21 protein-coding genes and 1 pseudogene are annotated in these 17,055 nt (G+C 62.4%); 15 read left to right on the plus strand and 7 right to left on the minus strand.

Translation table 11 applies throughout. From position 1 onward, the window contains the following. A partial coding sequence (locus tag K7I12_RS08170) for an IS66 family transposase (RefSeq protein WP_231663845.1) occupies positions 1-275 on the plus strand: 275 nt, incomplete at its 5' end. Positions 276-319: 44 nt separating this feature from the next. Here the strand turns inward: K7I12_RS08170 and K7I12_RS08175 are convergent. From K7I12_RS08175 to K7I12_RS08185, 3 genes and pseudogenes are all read right to left on the minus strand, one after another. Next, a complete protein-coding gene (locus K7I12_RS08175; protein WP_031383188.1) occupies positions 320-1,378 on the minus strand; it encodes an asparaginase in 1,059 nt (352 codons plus the stop codon). Positions 1,379-1,442: 64 nt separating this feature from the next. Then, complete coding sequence (locus K7I12_RS08180; RefSeq protein ID WP_160171087.1) at positions 1,443-1,601, minus strand: TA system antitoxin ParD family protein; 159 nt, start codon at positions 1,599-1,601, stop codon at positions 1,443-1,445. A 68-nt stretch (positions 1,602-1,669) separates the two neighbouring features. Next, positions 1,670-2,402 (minus strand): annotated as a pseudogene (locus K7I12_RS08185) (TRAP transporter large permease subunit); the annotation flags it as partial. 115 nt (positions 2,403-2,517) lie between these two features. Here K7I12_RS08185 and K7I12_RS08190 point away from each other — a divergent pair. From K7I12_RS08190 to K7I12_RS08200, 3 genes are read left to right on the plus strand one after another with little or no spacing between them, the layout of a single operon-like run. Continuing rightward, positions 2,518-3,273, plus strand: a complete 756-nt coding sequence (locus tag K7I12_RS08190; RefSeq protein ID WP_031383190.1) for a 5-oxoprolinase subunit PxpA — start codon at positions 2,518-2,520, stop codon at positions 3,271-3,273. 11 nt (positions 3,274-3,284) lie between these two features. Next, the gene (gene pxpB / locus K7I12_RS08195) at positions 3,285-4,007 is read left to right on the plus strand and encodes a 5-oxoprolinase subunit PxpB (protein ID WP_231663846.1); all 723 of its coding nucleotides are present in this window, start codon (positions 3,285-3,287) and stop codon (positions 4,005-4,007) included. Between the two features lie 8 nt (positions 4,008-4,015). After that, positions 4,016-4,963, plus strand: coding sequence for a biotin-dependent carboxyltransferase family protein (locus K7I12_RS08200; RefSeq protein ID WP_031383192.1), 948 nt, complete (start codon positions 4,016-4,018; stop codon positions 4,961-4,963). Here the strand turns inward: K7I12_RS08200 and K7I12_RS08205 are convergent. The 4 genes from K7I12_RS08205 to K7I12_RS08220 form a co-directional block, all read right to left on the minus strand. Then, complete coding sequence (locus K7I12_RS08205; protein WP_031383193.1) at positions 4,947-5,159, minus strand: hypothetical protein; 213 nt, start codon at positions 5,157-5,159, stop codon at positions 4,947-4,949. The two genes, K7I12_RS08200 and K7I12_RS08205, sit on opposite strands and share 17 nt — an antisense overlap. Positions 5,160-5,216: 57 nt before the next feature. Continuing rightward, entirely contained in the window at positions 5,217-5,735 is a 519-nt protein-coding gene (locus tag K7I12_RS08210; protein ID WP_031383194.1) for a hypothetical protein, read from the minus strand. A 176-nt stretch (positions 5,736-5,911) separates the two neighbouring features. Then, positions 5,912-6,526, minus strand: coding sequence for a CBS domain-containing protein (locus tag K7I12_RS08215; RefSeq protein WP_035575171.1), 615 nt, complete (start codon positions 6,524-6,526; stop codon positions 5,912-5,914). 88 nt (positions 6,527-6,614) lie between these two features. Next, complete coding sequence (locus K7I12_RS08220) at positions 6,615-7,121, minus strand: hypothetical protein (protein ID WP_031383196.1); 507 nt, start codon at positions 7,119-7,121, stop codon at positions 6,615-6,617. Between the two features lie 266 nt (positions 7,122-7,387). On the opposite strand from K7I12_RS08220, the gene fliD reads away from it, so the two are divergent. From fliD to cheW, 11 genes are all read left to right on the plus strand, one after another. Then, entirely contained in the window at positions 7,388-8,788 is a 1,401-nt protein-coding gene (gene fliD / locus K7I12_RS08225) for a flagellar filament capping protein FliD (protein ID WP_031383197.1), read from the plus strand. Between the two features lie 21 nt (positions 8,789-8,809). Then, positions 8,810-9,205 (plus strand): flagellar export chaperone FliS, encoded by a 396-nt coding sequence (gene fliS / locus K7I12_RS08230; protein WP_231663848.1) that lies wholly within the window; start codon positions 8,810-8,812, stop codon positions 9,203-9,205. Positions 9,206-9,211: 6 nt separating this feature from the next. Continuing rightward, positions 9,212-9,577, plus strand: a complete 366-nt coding sequence (gene fliT / locus K7I12_RS08235) for a flagellar protein FliT (RefSeq protein WP_031383199.1) — start codon at positions 9,212-9,214, stop codon at positions 9,575-9,577. After that, positions 9,574-10,764, plus strand: coding sequence for a flagellar hook-length control protein FliK (fliK, locus tag K7I12_RS17600; protein WP_231663849.1), 1,191 nt, complete (start codon positions 9,574-9,576; stop codon positions 10,762-10,764). Before fliT ends, fliK begins: the two co-directional genes overlap by 4 nt. Beyond that, positions 10,761-11,057, plus strand: a complete 297-nt coding sequence (locus tag K7I12_RS08245; RefSeq protein ID WP_231663850.1) for an EscU/YscU/HrcU family type III secretion system export apparatus switch protein — start codon at positions 10,761-10,763, stop codon at positions 11,055-11,057. Before fliK ends, K7I12_RS08245 begins: the two co-directional genes overlap by 4 nt. A 312-nt stretch (positions 11,058-11,369) precedes the next feature. Continuing rightward, positions 11,370-11,717, plus strand: coding sequence for a flagellar transcriptional regulator FlhD (gene flhD / locus K7I12_RS08250; RefSeq protein WP_231663892.1), 348 nt, complete (start codon positions 11,370-11,372; stop codon positions 11,715-11,717). Positions 11,718-11,720: 3 nt separating this feature from the next. After that, positions 11,721-12,335, plus strand: coding sequence for a flagellar transcriptional regulator FlhC (gene flhC, locus K7I12_RS08255; protein ID WP_231663851.1), 615 nt, complete (start codon positions 11,721-11,723; stop codon positions 12,333-12,335). Positions 12,336-12,440: 105 nt separating this feature from the next. Next, on the plus strand, positions 12,441-13,313 hold the full coding sequence (motA, locus tag K7I12_RS08260; protein WP_031383204.1) for a flagellar motor stator protein MotA: 873 nt from the start codon (positions 12,441-12,443) through the stop codon (positions 13,311-13,313). Beyond that, entirely contained in the window at positions 13,310-14,269 is a 960-nt protein-coding gene (motB, locus tag K7I12_RS08265; RefSeq protein ID WP_231663852.1) for a flagellar motor protein MotB, read from the plus strand. Before motA ends, motB begins: the two co-directional genes overlap by 4 nt. Positions 14,270-14,272: 3 nt before the next feature. Further along, complete coding sequence (gene cheA / locus K7I12_RS08270; RefSeq protein WP_231663854.1) at positions 14,273-16,423, plus strand: chemotaxis protein CheA; 2,151 nt, start codon at positions 14,273-14,275, stop codon at positions 16,421-16,423. Further along, positions 16,420-16,929, plus strand: coding sequence for a chemotaxis protein CheW (gene cheW, locus K7I12_RS08275; protein WP_231663855.1), 510 nt, complete (start codon positions 16,420-16,422; stop codon positions 16,927-16,929). The genes cheA and cheW overlap by 4 nt, the downstream gene beginning before the upstream one ends. The last annotated feature ends 126 nt before the right edge of the window (positions 16,930-17,055 follow it).

The following is a 17,055-nucleotide window of genomic DNA, read 5'->3' on the forward strand; positions in this document are numbered from 1 at the left end:
AGGCGTACGAGGACGACGTGCTGCGTTTTCTCGAGGATCCCGCCGCGCCTTTCACCAACAACCAGGGGGAGCGCGACCTGCGGATGACCAAGGTGCAGCAGAAGATCTCGGGCTGTTTTCGTGCCTGGGAGGGCGCCGAGATCTTCTGTCGGATGCGCAGCTTCCTCTCGACCGCGGTCAAGCAAGGCATGGCGGCGCATACGGCGCTGGAGCAACTGTTTGCCGGCGAGGTGCCCACCTTCATGCGACAGGACGACCAGGATCAGGCGGCATGAGCTGAATAGTTACCCATTTTCTTAAAAGTGCTGTCCTCAAGAAATCAGCGCTCGCCGATCAGTGAGGTGAGAAAGCGCTGGCGGCGTTCGGCGTCGTTCAGCGGCTGGGCGAGCAGGTGAACGAGCTTGGTGATTGCCGCTTCGGGCGTCATGGCATCGGCGGGCAGCACGCCGGCGTCGATCAGGCCCTGTCCGGCAGCGTAGGTGTTCATCGAAACCGGCCCGTGCGGGCACTGGCTGATCGCGGCGATCAGCTTGCCTGCGCCGCTGGCCTGAGCGAGCAGCCCGGTCAGCGCCGGATCGGCGGGAATGTTGCCGCTGCCCCAGACTTCCAGCAACGCGCCCCGAACATGATCGTCGAGCAGCCAGCTTTTAAGCAGGCGCGCCGATAGCCCAGGCCAGAGCGCGATACGTACCACGGGCGACTCTTCAAAGGATGAATAATCGGCGAGTTCGAAGCGCGGCAGGCCACGCTGCTGGGCATCCAGGCCTCGGGAGGGGTAGAGCACCGGCTGATTGTCGACGAGTTCGCCGAGGAGTGGATAATTGGGGCTGGCAAAGCCATCGAAGGCATGAGTGTGCCATTTGCGGGTGTGCGCGCCGCGCAGCAATTTGCCGGCGAAGCACACGGCGACTTCCTGAAGGTTCCGGCAGGCGGCGAAGCGCAGCGCGGCTTCGATGTTGCCCGGCGCATCGCTGTCCTCGGCTTCCAGGGGGCGCTGGGCACCGGTGACCACCACCGCACGGTCGATGCCCTGCAACTGATAGGCCAGGCTCGAGGCCGTCCAGGCCAATGTGTCGGTGCCATGCAGCACGACGAAACCGCTGTAGCGTGGCGAACCCGCATCCGTAGCCGAATAGGCGCCGGCGATATCCTGCGCCAGGCGCTGCCAGTCGGCAGGCGTGGCGGCGCTCGAGTCGATCGGCGCGGCGTACTGCACCACCTCGAAGGCGGGCAGCGATGCCTGGCGGGCCGGCGGCAACGCTTCAAGGGCCGTGCGCAGGCGGCTTTCGATGTCATGGCCCGGGACGAGGCCGCGCGGGCCTTCCTGCATGCCCAGGGTGCCGCCGGTATAGATGACGAGGATGGAAGAAGAATGCATGTCAGCGTTTCAGGTCGCGGTAAAAGTTCTCGTGACTGCCGAGCGTCAGCACGCAGAAGCTGCATTAATCGGGCTGCCCGAATATGTATTCGGTTAGTTCGTTATCCTTAGCTTCCAGCTCGGCCAGTAGTGTTTCGTTGATGAAGGTAAAGGAGAGTTGGGGGGGTTCCTCGGCGATCCGGTCAATGCGAGTCCAATAATCGACCTGCTTAGGTGTGAACATAGCCATCTCTCCTTTTCAATGGGGTCCATTGTGGCGCAAAAGGCGGTGCTAAAGCACTGATAGCGCCATCAGCGCCCGCTCATCGCCTGCGGCAGATTAGGTGACGATGGCCGGAAAGAGCGTGATCAGCGCGACGCCGAGCGCCATCAGGAAGAAGAACGGCAGCGCGGCGCGGGCGATGCTGAGGATGTTCTTGCCGGTCATGCCCTGCAGAACGAACAGGTTGAAGCCCACCGGCGGGGTGATCTGCGACATCTCGACGACGATCACCAGGTAGATGCCGAACCAGCTCAGTTCGATGCCGGCGGCCTCGACCTTCGGCAGCAGAATCGAGGTGGTCAGCACCACCACCGAGATACCATCGAGAAAGCAGCCGAGCACGATGAAGAACAGCGTGAGTGCCAACAGCAGCATGTAGGGCGAGAGATTCTGCGCGGCGATCCAGGAGGCCAGATCGCCGGGCAGACCGGTAAAGCCCATCGCCGCGGTGAGAAACGACGCCCCGGCAAGAATGAAGGCGATCATCGTGGCGGTGCGTACCGCGCCCAGAGTGGCCGCCACGAAGGTCGCCCAGGGCATCTGGCCCTGTACTCGGGCCAATGCCAGCGAGAGCATGACGCCTACCGCCGCGGCCTCGGTGGGTGAGGCAAGGCCGGCGTAGATCGAGCCGATGACGCCGACGATCAGCACCAGCATGGGAATCAGACTCCGCGAGCGACGGAATTTTTCGCCCAGCGTGGTAGACGCTTCGGCCGCCGGGACGCGCTCGGGAAAGCGCCACGCCCAGAGCATCAGGTAGCCGGCGACCCGCCTGTTGGCTAATTCTGCGGCCAGGCAACGCACTGCCGATCGGCAGTCGTGTTTTGCCGGTCGGTTGTCGATACTATGAAGATGCCATGCGCCAGGGAGGTTTGCCATGCCCGCGCTGTTAGTCAATGCCGATATGGGCGAAAGCTACGGTGCCTGGACGCTGGGTGCCGACGATCGGGTCATGCCGCATGTCGATCTGGCCAACGTCGCCTGCGGCTTTCACGCCTCGGACCCCGACGTGATGCGACGCACGGTCAGGCTGGCGGTGGCCAATCGGGTCGCCGTGGGTGCGCATCCGGCCTATCCGGATCTGCAGGGTTTCGGCCGCCGTTCGCTGGCCTGCTCGTCGGCGGAGATCGAGAACCTGATGCTTTACCAGCTGGGCGCGCTGGCGGCGATGTGCCGCGCCGAGGGCACGCGTTTGCGTTACGTCAAACCCCACGGCGCGCTGTATAACGACATGATGCGCGACGAGGCGCGATTGACAGCGGTGCTGCGCGGGGTGGCGGCCTTCGATCCGGACCTGCCGGTGATGGTGATGGCGACTCGCGATCCCGGCCCGGCCAAGGCGCTGGCCGAGCCGTTGGGCGTTACGCTGTGGTTCGAGGCATTCGCCGATCGTGCCTACGACGGCCAGGGGCGGCTGGTGTCGCGCCGCGAGCCGGGCGCGGTCCATCACGATCCCGAAGCGATCGTCGACCAGGCGCTGCGCATCGCACACGGCCAGCCACTCGTCGCCAGTGACGGTAGCGAGCTGGTGCTCGAGGCGCAGACGCTGTGCGTCCACGGCGACAACCCCGAGTCGATTGCCGCCGTGCGGGCGATTCGCGAGGCGCTCGGCGAACGCGAGCCGTTGGAATGAGCGAGGCGATAATGACAAAGCTGCCGCGGCTGGAGTCGGCCGGGCTGGATGGCTGGCTGGTGCGCCTGTTCGAGTCCATCGACGAAGCCAACATGTCCTGGATCACGGCGTTGATGGCTGCCTGCGAAAAGTCTTTCGGCGCGGCGCTGATCGACCTGGTGCCGTCCTATACCAGCGTGCTGGTGCACTACGATGTGATGCGCCTGGAGGCGGGCGAGGCGCGCGAGCGCTTGATCCGCATCCTCGCCGAGCTGGCGCCCGACGCGAACGATGCAGGCGGTGAGGTCAAGGAGCTGCCGGTGTGGTACGACGAGTCGGTGGGCCCCGAACTTGTCCGGCTGCAGGAATCGAGCGGGTTGAGTCGCGAGGCGGTTATCGCCGCGCATGGCGAGCCCGAGTACCGGGTCTTTGCGCTGGGTTTCGCGCCCGGCTTCGCGTTCATGGGCCGGCTTGCCGACGAGCTGGTGCTGCCGCGGCTGGAAACCCCGCGCCAACAGGTGCCCGCCGGCAGCGTGGGCGTCGCCAATCGCCAGACCTCGGCCTATCCGCGGCTCTCGCCGGGCGGCTGGAATCTGATCGGGCGCACCGCGGCGCGTTTGTTCGACCGTCAGCGCGAAGGCTTCAGCCTGTTGCGGGTCGGCGATCGGGTACGCTTCGTCGCCGTCGACCGCGACGAATTCGAACGCCTGGGCGGCGACGTCTCGCCGCTCGAGACAAGGAATGCGAAGCGCTGATGAGCGAAATGACGGCACTGCGTGTCGAGCGCGCCGGCCCTTTGGCGCTGCTCCAGGATGCCGGGCGCTTCGGCGTGCGGCGGCTGGGCGTGACTCAGGGCGGGCCGCTCGATTTGCACGGCTGGGCCTGGGCCAACGCCCTGCTGGGCAATTCCTGGGGCGCACCGGCGCTGGAGATCGCGCTGGGCGGTGGGCTGACCCTGATCGCCGAGAGCGACAGCACGCTGGCGCTGGCCGGCGGCGATCTTTCGGCAACGCTCGATGGCGAGCCGCTATTGCCGTGGCAGAGCTTCTCGATTCGAGCCGGCCAACGTTTGACGTTTGCCGCGCCGAAGACGGGGGTGCGCGCCTACCTGGCCGCGCCGGGCGGCTTTCAGGCCGAGCCGGTGCTGGGCAGCGTGGCGAGCGTGGTGCGCGAGGAGCTTGGCGGATTCGACGGCTACGGGCGCACGCTCAGGGCGGGCGACAGGCTGGAGTTCCGCCCCGCCGCACGCGCCTTGAGGGAGGTGCCCCAGGATCGACGTGTCGATTACACTTCCGCGCCGCTGCTGGCGTTGATCCCCGGCGCGCAGATCGGCGATTTCGGCGGGGTGAGCCTGTATCGCGCCTTCAACCAGGACTGGCGGGTCGATGAGCGCGCCGATCGCATGGGTATACGGCTCACCGGCACGCCATTGGCCTGTGCGGTGGACAGCATGATTTCGGAGGGGATCGCGCTGGGCGCGGTGCAGGTGCCGCCCGACGGCCAGCCGATCGTGCTGCTCAATGACCGCCAGACCATCGGCGGTTACCCGCGGCTGGGGGCGTTGACGCCGCTGGCCTGCTCGCGACTGGCGCAGTGCGCGCCGGGGCAGTCGGTCCGCTTCGTCGCGCAATCCCTGTACCGGGCGCAGAGGGAGCACCGCCGCTTCATGGCCGGCTTTGCAAGCGACGCGCCGTTCAGCCGCGACGGGTGATCAATCGCCCCTGGTCGTCGATGGCCAGCTGGCGCTGACGCCCGGCGAGCAGCGAACACAGCGCCGCCGCGCCGATGAAGCCCATCAACACCAGCGTCAGCCGATTCATGCTGTCGCTGAACTCGATCAGACTGCCGACCAGCAGCGGTGCCAGCGACGACAAGGCCGGGCGTAGAGTGAGCGCGACCAGGATCATCAGCCCGAGAAAGGGCAGTAGCCCTCGCCAGGCAGCGTCATGGGTCCTGGCTGGCCCTTAGCGTGAGCGGTGGCCACGCCGGTTGGACGCCGTTTTATCGTCTAGTCGTGCAGGCTCGCGCGATTCGAGCGAGAAAAACGGCGCGGTCGATTGCGCCGTCATCGTCTTGGCGCGTATCTCGCTGACGTCTTCGCTGCTGACCAGGCACGGGTGGCCGTCGACCTGGCTGGGCAGGGCGACCAAACGGCCGTCGTACAGCCAGCAGCGCTGTGGCGTCCAGGCGATCTGCCAGTGGCGACCGCGCCAGTTGGCGTCACGATCACTGTAGAGCTGGAAGTCGTCCTGCGGGATCAGCGCCGCGAACTGCCCGGCATTGAGCAGGGCGCCATGTTCCTTCATGCGTACGGCACCTTGAAAGCTGCCGTCGCGTAGCCGTTTCATCAGCTGTGAGGTGCTGCCTCGGGCCTCGACGGCGGCTTCGCCACATACATGCAGCAATCCTTCGTCGAGCTGCTTGACGACCCAGATCGTTTGCCATGTCTTGCGTCGGCGTTTCAGCCAGTTGCCAAAACCCACGGGCAGTTCCCTTGTCGGTTGCACATGCCGGCTCGCATCGCGCGTAAATAACGTCACGGACCGAGTGGCTCTCTCGGTCCGGTGTTTATCAGTGATTTCAATCGCTTATGCGTCTTGTTGGCGGGCGCCATTCTACTCGGCTTTGGCGGCTCTGCCACCGCTGGCATGTTCGGGCCTTACAGTTCATGTCCCAGAATGACTTGGCAGATGGTGGAGAAGTTGCGCGCCTCCGGCGGACGATCGAGCGTGATGCCCAGGGCGCGTCCGATATCGGCCGCCGAGACCAAGCCGCGCACGCACTGGCTGCCCTGTCCATCAGTCTCGGTGATCAACAGGTGTTGGTCGCCAAAGGCCTTCAGCGCTTCGACCAGTTCGCCGACGGTGATGCGCTCCAACCGGGCGAGAGGCAGGCCGTGGAGTTCCTGGCGCGGGGTCTGGACCATTTCAACCGTCACCTCGGGACGTTCGACCTGGTACTGATGCATCGCCAGGGTCACCCGCCGGCCGCCGATCAGTTCGCGGGCGGTGATCACGCCGCTCAGCTGGTTGCTGGCGTCGATCACGAACAGCAGTCGCACGCCGCCCTGTTTCATCAGATCCAGGGCATGGGATATCGAACTCGAAGCACCGATCGTGAAGGCGCCGGTCTGCGAGAAGTCGGTCAGCAGGGCGCGGGCAGGGCTATCGATATCGAGGCTGGTGACCGCCATCGGGCGGCGTATGCTGACGTTCTTGTCGAGGGGCTCCAGGTTCAATGTCGGGCCGGCAAGGTGCGGTGATGCTGTAGTCATGGTCTTGCTCCTTGATGTGCGACGAAGGAAAGGCATCCGAGGCGATGACAAGTTCAAGTTCTGTCTCGTGATGCCGATTGATACAGGGTCATTTCATGTACTTGGCCAGATCGCCCCGCACGCTGTCCAGAAAGGTCACGAAATGCGTGTCGCGCTGGTCGTCGTGACGATCGATGCGACAACCCAGCTGCATGTCGCGCTGGATCAGGATCTCGTCGAATATTTCCAGGGTGATCTTGTTCGGGGAGTGTTGCGCGGGATCGACGAAGCCGGCCTCGAGAGTAAAGCCTTCCATGAGCGTGGCGCGAACGCGGGTCGTCCCGCCCTCGGCGAGGACTCGGCGTACGAACAGCCAGCCTTCACATGCCAGTGCCGTGGCGTCTTCCCGCTGACGACGAAACAGCGTGCGATAACAGGCGCCTTCCTGGACGCCCTTGTCGGCCATGCTGCGATACCCCTGAGTCACCCGGGACGCCATCGCACCCGAATCGGCGAGCTTGCGCAGTGCCGCCGCATGTTCACGCTGCAGTTGATCCTGACGCTGAAAGCGCTGCCAGCGGCGGTAGTCGGCGATAACGGAGGTCGCGTCGTCCATCGGGTGTCCTTGGCTGAAAAATTCGACCACGCGGGGCCAAGCTTGGCACCCGCCCGGTTGGTGCAGGATGAAGCAATTGGCCAAATATGATGGCCCAGCGTACTTGCCATGGCCAGCCCGCGATCATTCTCGCTGATAACCGTAGAGACCCTAAAGTACCGGCGTAGTTCGGCCGATACATTGATTAGATTGCCTAAACCGCGCCTTTTCGCTGAGTAGCGAAGCGCAAGCGGCTGGTTAAATGGCGCAGACTTCAGGGGACTACCATGGCGAGCATTTCATCACTGGGTATCGGTTCGGGGCTGGACCTCAATGGTCTGCTTGATCAACTCGAGGCCGGCGAGCGGCAGAAGCTGTCGCCGATCACTACCCAGCAGTCCAGCTACAAGACCAAGATTTCCGCCTTCGGCCAGCTCGAGTCGGCGCTGGACAAGCTCCAGCAGGCCGTCGGCAAGCTGACCAAGACAGACGGTTTTCAAGCCGTGTCGTCCTCGGTCACCGGCGAGGGAGTAACCGCTGGCGCGCAGACGAGTGCCGTCCCAGGTAGTTATCAGGTCAGTGTGTCGCAATTGGCGCAGGCTCATTCCGTTGCCAGCGGCCAAATGAGCGATACTACCAGTGCGCTGGGGGCAACCGGGTTTACCATCACTCAGACTTCCGGCAAGGGGACGACCACCTCGATCGATCTGGCCTTGACGGGCGACGAATCCCTCGAGGATCTGCGCGACAAGATCAATGCACAGGACGGTGATGTTGGCGCATCGATTATCAACGATGGCTCGGGCTATCGTCTCGTCCTCAACGCCAAGGATACCGGTGCTGCCTCCGAGATGACGGTGGCCATGTCCGGCGCCGATGCGGCGACCAACGCCAAGTTTACATTTGATCCGAACGCTGCGGCTGGCGATATAGACAATATGTCCCAGACGGTAACGGCTCAGGATGCGGCGCTCAAGGTGAATGGTGTTGCCATTACCAGTGCGTCCAATGAGGTCGAGGAAGCCATCCAAGGCGTGACGCTGAATATTTCTTCGCTCGTAGACGAGTCGTCGCCGGCGACGGTCAAGGTGGCTCGCGATGAAGCGGGTATCAAGAAAGGCGTGCAATCCTTTGTAGATGCCTACAACTCGTTGCAGAAAAGCATCGGTTCGCTATCGTCATACGATAGTGACAGTGGCACTGCCGGCACCTTGCTGGGCGATGGCACCCTGCGCAGTGTCGAATCCCAGCTGCGACGCGTCATGAGTGGCGCCGAAGAGGGCGCGTTCAGCATGCTCTCGGACATCGGCGTCGAGTTGACCCTGGAGGGCACGCTGAAGGTCGATGACGAAAAACTTTCCGGGGCCATCAGCGATAACTTGTCGGGGCTGCAGCAGTTCTTCATGGGCAGTGGCGGAGCGGGTGAAGGGCTGGCCGGTAAGCTGGACGGTGCGCTGGGGACGATGCTGGATGACAAGGGGCTCATCGATTCCGCCACGACGGGCTACGAAGATCGTATCGATGCGCTGAAAGAGCGCTATACGCGTACCGAAGAGAGTATCAACAATACCGTCGAGCGTTACCGTCAGCAGTTTGCCCAGATGGATTCGCTGGTATCGCAGATGAATTCCACCATGAGCTATCTAAGCCAGCAGTTCGACGCCATGAAAGCACAGACATCGCAGTAACCGAACAAGGGATCAGAAACGATGAGTACAATGCGTGGCGCAAATGCTTATGCGCGCATGGGCGTGGAAACCGGCGTGATGTCGGCCAGCCCGCACCAGTTGATCGTCATGCTGTTCGACGGTGCCCAGGCGTCGCTGCGGGCGGCACGGCTGCACTTGCAGCAGGGCAACATGGCCGAGAAGGGCAAGGCGCTTTCCAAGGCGATCGACATCGTCAACAATGGGTTGTCGGCGTCGCTGGATCACGACAAGGGCGGCGAAATTGCCGGTCGGCTGGTGTCGCTCTATGACTATGTGGTGCGCTTGTTGATGCAGGCCAACTTGCATAATGATTTACAGCGGATCGATGAAGCCGCACGGCTGCTCGACGATATCGGTACTGCCTGGCGCGACATAGCGCCTGCGGCAAGGAGCTAACGACGCATGACGGCGGCAAGAGACGTGATCGCGGAATACGAGCAATTATTGTTGCGCTCGACGCAGATGCTTGGGCTGGCGCGCGAAGGTGACTGGGCGCGTCTGGTCGAGGAGGAGTCGGCGTATGTCGTGGCCGTGGAAACCCTCAAGCACAGCGACGCCAATGGTTCACTGGATGCAAGGGGCATGACCCGCAAGGCGGAAGTGCTCGAGCGTATCCTCGAGCAGGATGTGGAAACACGTCGTCGGCTCGAAGCGCGCCGCGAGGAACTCAGTGAACTGATCGGCGGCAATCGCCGCCAGCTCAATGCCAATCGCGCCTATCGTGCGGGCAGCGCTATGGCGGTGCCGATCGGACAAGGGCGTAAGTGAGCGGCGTCATCACGCCGATTATTGATACCCTGCTTCATCAGGTGCTGGGTAAGCGCAGCAGCGTGCCCAGCAACCTGGATGTCATCGAGCCGGTAAAACCGATGGCGCCGGGCAGCGCTGCGCAGGCTTTGAAGAGTGACTCACGGTTGGAGCCGGGGCGCGCTGGCGCTGCATTGCAGCCCGGATTCAAGGAAGGGGAGCCCTCGACACCGCGGCAGATGCCCGTGGTTCCATCATCGACAGCAACGCATTTCAGTCCGGCAGCCCGCACCATTGCCGATATCCTGGTCAAGTTTCCCGCCCCCCCTTCGGTCATTTCACCGGCAACGTCCCTGCTGGCCAAGCCGGATACCGCCAACGTGCCGTTGCTGGCGGCTAGCCTGCAAGACAGTATTGAAAGCAGTGGTCTATTCTACGAGTCGCGTCTTGCCCGCTGGTTTCGTGGTGAGCTTCCGCGTGCCGTTCTGATGCGCGAGCCGCAGATGCAGTTACAGGGCGGTGTGCTGCCGGATGGAGGCGGGCGAACGTCGCGGGGCGCTATGCCAGCTTTGGCACAATCGCGCCTGATGCCGATGACGGCCCAGCGGGGTGAAGGGCCGTCGCCCTTGACGCCGCCGGGGCCTGCCACATCGGTGGCAAATGGAGCCGCCAGTGGCCCAGCGGCGGCGGCAACGCCTGGCGTCGAAGCGATGCGTACGGCAGCCGAGGCCGGATCGGCTCGGGACGTGGACCCTGCCCGCCCTCTTGAATCCGCCGATGAGACGTTACAGCGTGTGGTCCGTCATCAACTCGAGCTATTGGTGACGCCGATCCTGCGTTGGGAAGGCGATATCTGGTCGGGGCTATTCATGGCGCTGACACTGCAATTTCCGGCGGGACTTCAGGAGCGCGATGCCCGGGGCGAGCAGGAGGGCGACGGTGAATTGCCCTGGCATAGCCGGATCAGCCTGCAGCTTGCCAACCTGGGTGAGCTCGATGTGCAGCTGCAATTACGCAACCGTTCCTTGTCGTTGGCCATTCATGCCGATCAGCAGGATTCCCTGGACGCCTTGAAGCGTTCTCAGACGACGTTCGAGGAGCGCTTGTATCGGTGCGGTTTCGAGAGTGTCCGCGTCAGTGTCCTGCCGGGCACTGCCGCGGATGACGCCTCCGATGGCCAGGTGAACGGCGAGAGATCCATCTCATGAGTCATGGGCGAGACTCCGATGGCCGTCGTCAGGCCGTGGCGCTGGCTTACCGGGATGGCGATCAGGCGCCGCATGTCATCGCCAAGGGTTATGGCGAACTGGCCGAGCGAATCGTCGCCGAGGCCAGTCGCCAAGGTATCTTCGTGCACGACGCGCCGGAACTGGTCGGTCTGCTCATGCAGATCGACCTCGATGAGCGTATCCCTCCCATGCTTTATCAAGTCATCGCCGAGTTGCTGGTCTGGGTCCATGAACTCGATCAGGGCGTCGCAAATAAACGACAACTTCGTTGAAGGTGTTACACGATTTCAACGAAGTGCTACGTCGAGACGCTTTTTGTATCTTCCGTATCCCAAATAAATCGCATTTAACCGGCAAATCGCTTTTTGGAGCAATCACTTAACATTCGGTTACTTAAGTAGTTCTATACGCTGCTGACAGAATTAAGTTTCTACTCATCAATGTTGAAGTTCGTCATAAAAACGCCTCACAATATAGTTACGATAAATGACGAATCGGACGCTATGTTGGTCCGGATCGATAAAAAGTCGGTGGCCTAGACCCATCGACACTACGTAACGCAACGCAGGGAATGTTTCATGACGATGCCGATCGATAGCCTCCTGAGCGACATTCAGGATACCAACCTCTCCTATTTGCTGCTGGTCCAGCGATTGCTCAACGAGGACCGGGCCACCGCCATGTTCAGGCTCAAGCTCGACGAGCCGATGGCCGACTTGCTGGCCTCGCTGTCGGTCAAGCAGCTTAGCCAGCTTGCGCGCTCCAACCAGCTGCTGTGCCGGCTGTGCTTCGACGAGCCCGAGCAGCTCACCCGCCTTATCGAGGATCCGCGCGACCAGGGGCTGGGTCAGATCCATGCCGCGTTGTCGATGGCATCGCCATCGCCAACGCGACAGCCAAGCGCCTTCCCCGTTCGCATGAGTCGGAGGTGAGTCATGGCTGACAAGAGCCTGGTTACAGAGATGCATCAGGTACAGATGGCCATCGAGTTGATTGAACTCGGCGCTCGCCTGCAAGTATTGGAAACCGAGACCGATCTCAGCCGTGCCCGTTTGATCAAGCTATACAAGGAAGTTCGTGGCATGTCGCCGCCCAAGGGCATGCTGCCATTTTCCACCGACTGGTTCATTACCTGGCTGCCCAACATTCATTCTTCGCTTTTCTACAATATCTATCAGCGCTTGATTGAAGATCACGACTGCGAACGCATGGGGGCCTTCGTTCGCGCCTTTCGCCTCTACCTCGAACAGCTCTCCCTGGAAAGCGCCGAACCGGTGCTCGGCCTGACCCGGGCCTGGACGCTGGTGCGCTTCTTCGAAAGCGATCTGCTCGAACTGTGCGAATGTACCAGCTGCCAGGCAAGCTTCGTCGTGCATGCGCATACCCCCGCCCAATCGTTCGTCTGCGGTATCTGTCAGCCGCCATCGCGCGCCGGCAAGACGCGCAAGCGCCGTGAAGCTACTGCCCATGCCCCGGCCAGGCAGGCCGACCAGCTGACCATAACGGCGCTGGTCGAACTCGAGGAGGCGGCCGATAGGCGAAGCGCCTGATAGCGGATTTTCTCGCCATTCTCTTGGGCTACCGGCTCAAGCTACCGGGGCCTCTGCCGATAACAGGTTAGAGGCCCCGGTTCTTTTCAGGCGAAGGAAGTTAATGTGTTAATTACCCTTGGTTATCTTATTGTTCTTGGCTCCGTATTCGGGGGCTACTGGATGATTGGCGGGTACTTGGGCGCCCTCTATCAGCCGCCCGAAATCCTCATGATCGTCGGAGCAGCCATGGGGGCCTTCGTGGCGTCCAACAACGGCAAGGCGATCAGGGCAACCTTACGCTCTTTCTCCAAGCTCAAGCGTACCAACAAGTACAACAAGGCCATGTACATGGAGTTGCTGGCCTTGCAGTACAAGCTGCTTTCCAGGGCGCGCCGCGACGGCATGCTGGCAATCGAACGCGATATCGACGATCCGCAAAACAGTGCGCTGTTCGGCGAATACCCCAGGCTGCTCGGCGATCCAATGCTCATGGCCTTCTTGACCGATTACCTGCGCTTGATGGTCAGCGGCAACATGGATCCCTTCGAGATCGATGCGCTCATGGAACACGAAATCGAGACCTTCCAGCACGAAGCCGAAATTCCCTCCCACGCGTTGCATGCGGTCGGCGATGGCCTGCCGGCATTCGGTATCGTCGCCGCGGTCATGGGCGTGGTGTACGCGCTGGGCTCCGCCGATCAGGGCGCGGGCGAGATGGGTATCCTGATCGCCAATGCGCTGGTCGGTACCTTTCTGGGCATTCTGCTGGCCTATGGCTTCATCAACCCGTTGGCCGGGCGGATCCTGCATCAGGTCACCGAAGCGGTGAAGATGCTGCAGTGCATTCGAGTCACGCTGATGGCGAGCCTCAATGGCTACGCGCCGCAGCTGGCGGTGGAGTTCGGGCGCAAGGCGCTGTTCACCGCCGAACGGCCGACGTTCGATGAACTGGAAGATCATGTGCGCTCGACCAAGAATTCTACGGGTGGCTCATGAGTGACCATCGGCCAATTATCGTCAAGCGCAAGAAGGTAAAGGCCAAGGGGCATCATGGCGGTTCCTGGAAGATCGCCTACGCCGACTTCATGACCGCGCTGATGGCCTTGTTCCTGGTGCTATGGATTCTCTCCACGGCGAGCGAATCGGAGCTGGCGAGCATTGCCGAATATTTCCGCACGCCCTTGCCGGTAGCGATGGCGGGCGGCGACAAGTCGACGGCGAGTACCAGCGCGATTCCCGGCGGCGGTCCCGATCCTAAATACAGCGAGGGTGAGCGCCAGCGCATCGATACGCGTCTGCAGACCCGGCCCAGCGACGAGCAGCGTCGCCTGCTGGGCCTGGAGCGGCGTATCGAATCGGTAATCCAGAGTAAGCCTCAATTGCGCGATCTACGCTCGCAGCTACGCATGGAAATGACTCCCGAGGGATTGCGCATCCAGATCGTCGATACCGATAGGCGGCCGATGTTCAAGTTGGGTAGCGACCAGGTCGAGGATTACATGCGCGACATCCTTCGGGCGATTGCCCCGGTGCTCAATGAATTGCCCAACCGGATAAGTCTGAGTGGGCACACCGACAGTCTGCCGTATGTCGGCGGCGAGCAGGGCTACAGCAACTGGGAGCTGTCCACCGATCGTGCCAATGCCTCGCGGCGGGAACTGGTGGCCGGCGGCCTGGATGCCGACAAATTGCTGCGCGTGGCCGGCATGGGCTCGCGGGTGCCATTGAATGCGCAGGACACCACGGACCCGATCAATCGCCGCATCAGCATCGTGGTGCTGGACCGCGAGACCGCCGATGCCATCGAATTCCAGAGCGGCCATGCTAGCCCGGTTGTGCCGAAAACCCGGGCATCCATTCTGCCCGAAGAGCTGAATACTGTGCCCGCTTTGAACCCGGGATTGCCTGTCGCTGAGCAAGCGCCCAATGACCCTTTGACCCGAGTGGATTAGCGCATGGATATCACTGATTTCTATGACACCTTTTTCGAAGAGGCCGAGGAGCTCCTGAGCGACATGGAGCGCCACCTGCTGGATTTGGATGTCGACGACCCCGACCCCGAACTGCTCAACGCGATCTTTCGCGCCGCGCATTCCATCAAGGGTGGGGCGGGAACCTTCGGCTTCGTCGTGCTGCAGGAAACCACCCATATCCTCGAGAACCTGCTTGACCATACCCGGCGGGGCGAGCTGACCCTGCGTCGGGACATTGTCGATACCTTTCTGGAAGCGAAGGATATGTTGCACGAACAGATGGACGCCTATCGCAACGGCGTGGAGCCCGACCCGGTGGCCTTCGCGCGTATCTGCAATACGCTGAAGCAACTGGCGCTCGCTGAGCTGGGCAAGTCGATGGGCGAGTCCATCGCCCCGGCTCAGGTTGCGAGCGGGCCCGTGGTTGCAGCGACCGTCAGCACTGCCGGCGACGAAGCGGAGCCTGGCGCAGCGACGGACGAAGCCGACACGAATGACGGCGATGCGCAGAACGCCGACGAGGTGCTGCGTGTATCGTTGCTCGGCGTCGGCGAGAAGGATCGCCAACTGCTGGTCGAAGAGCTTGGTCAACTGGGCACGATTCTCTCCCAGCAGGGCGACGCCAAACGCTACGACGTCGAGCTGAGCGCGAGCATCAGCGCCGAGGATATCGAGGCAGTCATGTGCTTTATCGTCGAGCCCGAGCAGTTGGCCATCGAACGTGTCGCCAAGACGGCGCCCAACGATGCGTCCAAGGCGCTGGTTTCAGCGCAGCCCGAGCCGTCCGACCAAGCCAGCGACAAGCCGGCCGAGCAGCCCGTAGACACGTCGGCAGCGGTTGAAACCGACGCGACGCCCAGGCCCGCCAAGCCCACCGAAAGCAAGGCGCCCGCGGCCAAGAGCAAGGCCAACGAGTCGAGCTCGATCCGCGTTCCGGTCGACAAGGTCGACCAGATCATCAATCTGGTCGGCGAGCTGATCATCACCCAGGCGATGCTCGACCAGACCGCCAGCGAAATCGACGGCGTGACGCACAGCTCGCTGCACAATGGGCTCAACCTGCTGCAGCGCAACGCCCGCGACCTGCAGGAAGCGGTCATGTCGATCCGCATGATGCCCATGGATTACGTGTTCAGTCGCTTTCCACGGCTGGTTCGCGATCTTGCCGCCAAGCTCGGCAAGGACATCGAGCTGATCACCGAAGGCAAGTCCACCGAACTCGACAAGAGCTTGATCGAGCGCATCATCGATCCGCTCACGCACCTGGTGCGCAACAGTCTCGATCATGGCATCGAGATGCCCGACGCCCGTGAAGCGGCGGGCAAGCCGCGCGGCGGCAGACTGACGCTTTCGGCACAGCACCAGGGCGGCAATATCCTGATCGAGGTCATCGACGATGGCGCGGGTCTGTCGCGCCAGAAGATTCTCGCCAAGGCGGCAAGCAACGGCATCGCCGTCTCCGACGGCATGAGCGACGACGACGTCTGGCAGTTGATCTTCGCGCCGGGATTCTCGACCGCCGAACAGGTCAGCGACGTTTCCGGACGTGGCGTGGGCATGGACGTGGTCAAGCGCAACATCCAGGCGATGGGCGGTCATGTCGAGATCATGTCCCGCGAGGGCCGTGGCACCACGACGCGCATCGTATTGCCGCTGACCCTGGCGATTCTCGACGGCATGTCGATCAAGGTCGGCGAGGAGATGTTCATCCTGCCGCTGGGGGCGGTACTCGAGTCGCTGCAGCCATCCCGCGACGAGCTGTATTCGATGGCCGGCGACGATCTGCTGCTCAAGGTGCGCGACGAGTACCTGCCGGTGATCGCCCTGCATCACGTGCTTGACGTGGCCGGTGCGCGTACCGACATCACCGAAAGCATCGTGGTGATCGTGCAGGGCGAGGGGCGTCGTTACGCCCTGGTCGTCGACGATCTGGTCGGCCAGCAGCAGGTCGTAGTCAAGAATCTCGAAACCAATTACCGCAAGGTGCCGGGGATTTCCGCGGCGACCATTCTCGGTGATGGCAGCGTCGCATTGATCCTGGACATCGCCGATCTCCATCGTCTCAGCCGGCGCAAGAGCACACCGCGCTCTGCCGTCACCAACACGCCTATTCAAGAGGTGATTCCGTCATGACCACCGTTACCCAAACTGTCTCGCCGACCGACAAGGCGCAGAACGCTGACGCCCATAGCCGCGAATTCCTGGTGTTCTCGCTGGGCAGCGAAGAATATGCCGTGGACATTCTCAAGGTTCAGGAGATCCGCGGTTACGAGAACGTCACGCGCATCGCCAATGCCCCCGATTTCATCAAAGGCGTGACCAACCTGCGCGGCGTGATCGTGCCGATCGTCGATCTGCGCATCAAGTTCCACCTCGACAACGTCGAGTATGGCGGCCAGACCGTGGTCATCGTGGTCAATGTCGGTGAGCGCATCGTCGGCATCGTGGTCGACGGCGTCTCCGACGTGATGACTCTGACTCCCGAGCAGATCAAGCCGGCGCCCGAGTTCGGCGTGACGCTGTCCTCGGATTATCTGAGTGGCCTGGGTAGCCTCGAAGACCGCATGCTGGTACTCGTCGACATCGACAAGCTGCTCACCAGCGAGGAAATGGCCCTGGTCGATAGCGTCAAGAAGTGATCGTCCTGGAACGCTTCTGACAGTAGAAGAACGACCTCGAGAGCCCGATCGACTCGGGCTTTCGAAACGCTGTATGTCGGTTCACACGTCAAGCCCCCGTTCGCGCAGAGCAACGGGGGCTTTTGT

The sequence above is a fragment of the Halomonas sp. IOP_31 genome (assembly GCF_021151495.1).
Taxonomy (GTDB): Bacteria; Pseudomonadota; Gammaproteobacteria; order Pseudomonadales; family Halomonadaceae; genus Modicisalibacter; species Modicisalibacter zincidurans.

Coding starts and splice junctions, on each gene's coding strand:
- K7I12_RS08220 (WP_031383196.1), bottom strand. CDS start 7,121: ATGGACGACGCGACCTCCGTTATCGCCGACTACCGCCGCTGGCAGCGC.
- flhC (WP_231663851.1), top strand. CDS start 11,721: ATGGCTGACAAGAGCCTGGTTACAGAGATGCATCAGGTACAGATGGCC.
- motB (WP_231663852.1), top strand. CDS start 13,310: ATGAGTGACCATCGGCCAATTATCGTCAAGCGCAAGAAGGTAAAGGCC.
- K7I12_RS08190 (WP_031383190.1), top strand. CDS start 2,518: ATGCCCGCGCTGTTAGTCAATGCCGATATGGGCGAAAGCTACGGTGCC.
- K7I12_RS08205 (WP_031383193.1), bottom strand. CDS start 5,159: ATGATCCTGGTCGCGCTCACTCTACGCCCGGCCTTGTCGTCGCTGGCA.
- cheW (WP_231663855.1), top strand. CDS start 16,420: ATGACCACCGTTACCCAAACTGTCTCGCCGACCGACAAGGCGCAGAAC.
- K7I12_RS08245 (WP_231663850.1), top strand. CDS start 10,761: ATGAGTCATGGGCGAGACTCCGATGGCCGTCGTCAGGCCGTGGCGCTG.
- fliS (WP_231663848.1), top strand. CDS start 8,810: ATGAGTACAATGCGTGGCGCAAATGCTTATGCGCGCATGGGCGTGGAA.
- K7I12_RS08175 (WP_031383188.1), bottom strand. CDS start 1,378: ATGCATTCTTCTTCCATCCTCGTCATCTATACCGGCGGCACCCTGGGC.
- fliD (WP_031383197.1), top strand. CDS start 7,388: ATGGCGAGCATTTCATCACTGGGTATCGGTTCGGGGCTGGACCTCAAT.
- pxpB (WP_231663846.1), top strand. CDS start 3,285: ATGACAAAGCTGCCGCGGCTGGAGTCGGCCGGGCTGGATGGCTGGCTG.
- fliT (WP_031383199.1), top strand. CDS start 9,212: ATGACGGCGGCAAGAGACGTGATCGCGGAATACGAGCAATTATTGTTG.
- K7I12_RS08200 (WP_031383192.1), top strand. CDS start 4,016: ATGACGGCACTGCGTGTCGAGCGCGCCGGCCCTTTGGCGCTGCTCCAG.
- K7I12_RS08215 (WP_035575171.1), bottom strand. CDS start 6,526: ATGACTACAGCATCACCGCACCTTGCCGGCCCGACATTGAACCTGGAG.
- cheA (WP_231663854.1), top strand. CDS start 14,273: ATGGATATCACTGATTTCTATGACACCTTTTTCGAAGAGGCCGAGGAG.
- K7I12_RS08180 (WP_160171087.1), bottom strand. CDS start 1,601: ATGTTCACACCTAAGCAGGTCGATTATTGGACTCGCATTGACCGGATC.
- flhD (WP_231663892.1), top strand. CDS start 11,370: ATGCCGATCGATAGCCTCCTGAGCGACATTCAGGATACCAACCTCTCC.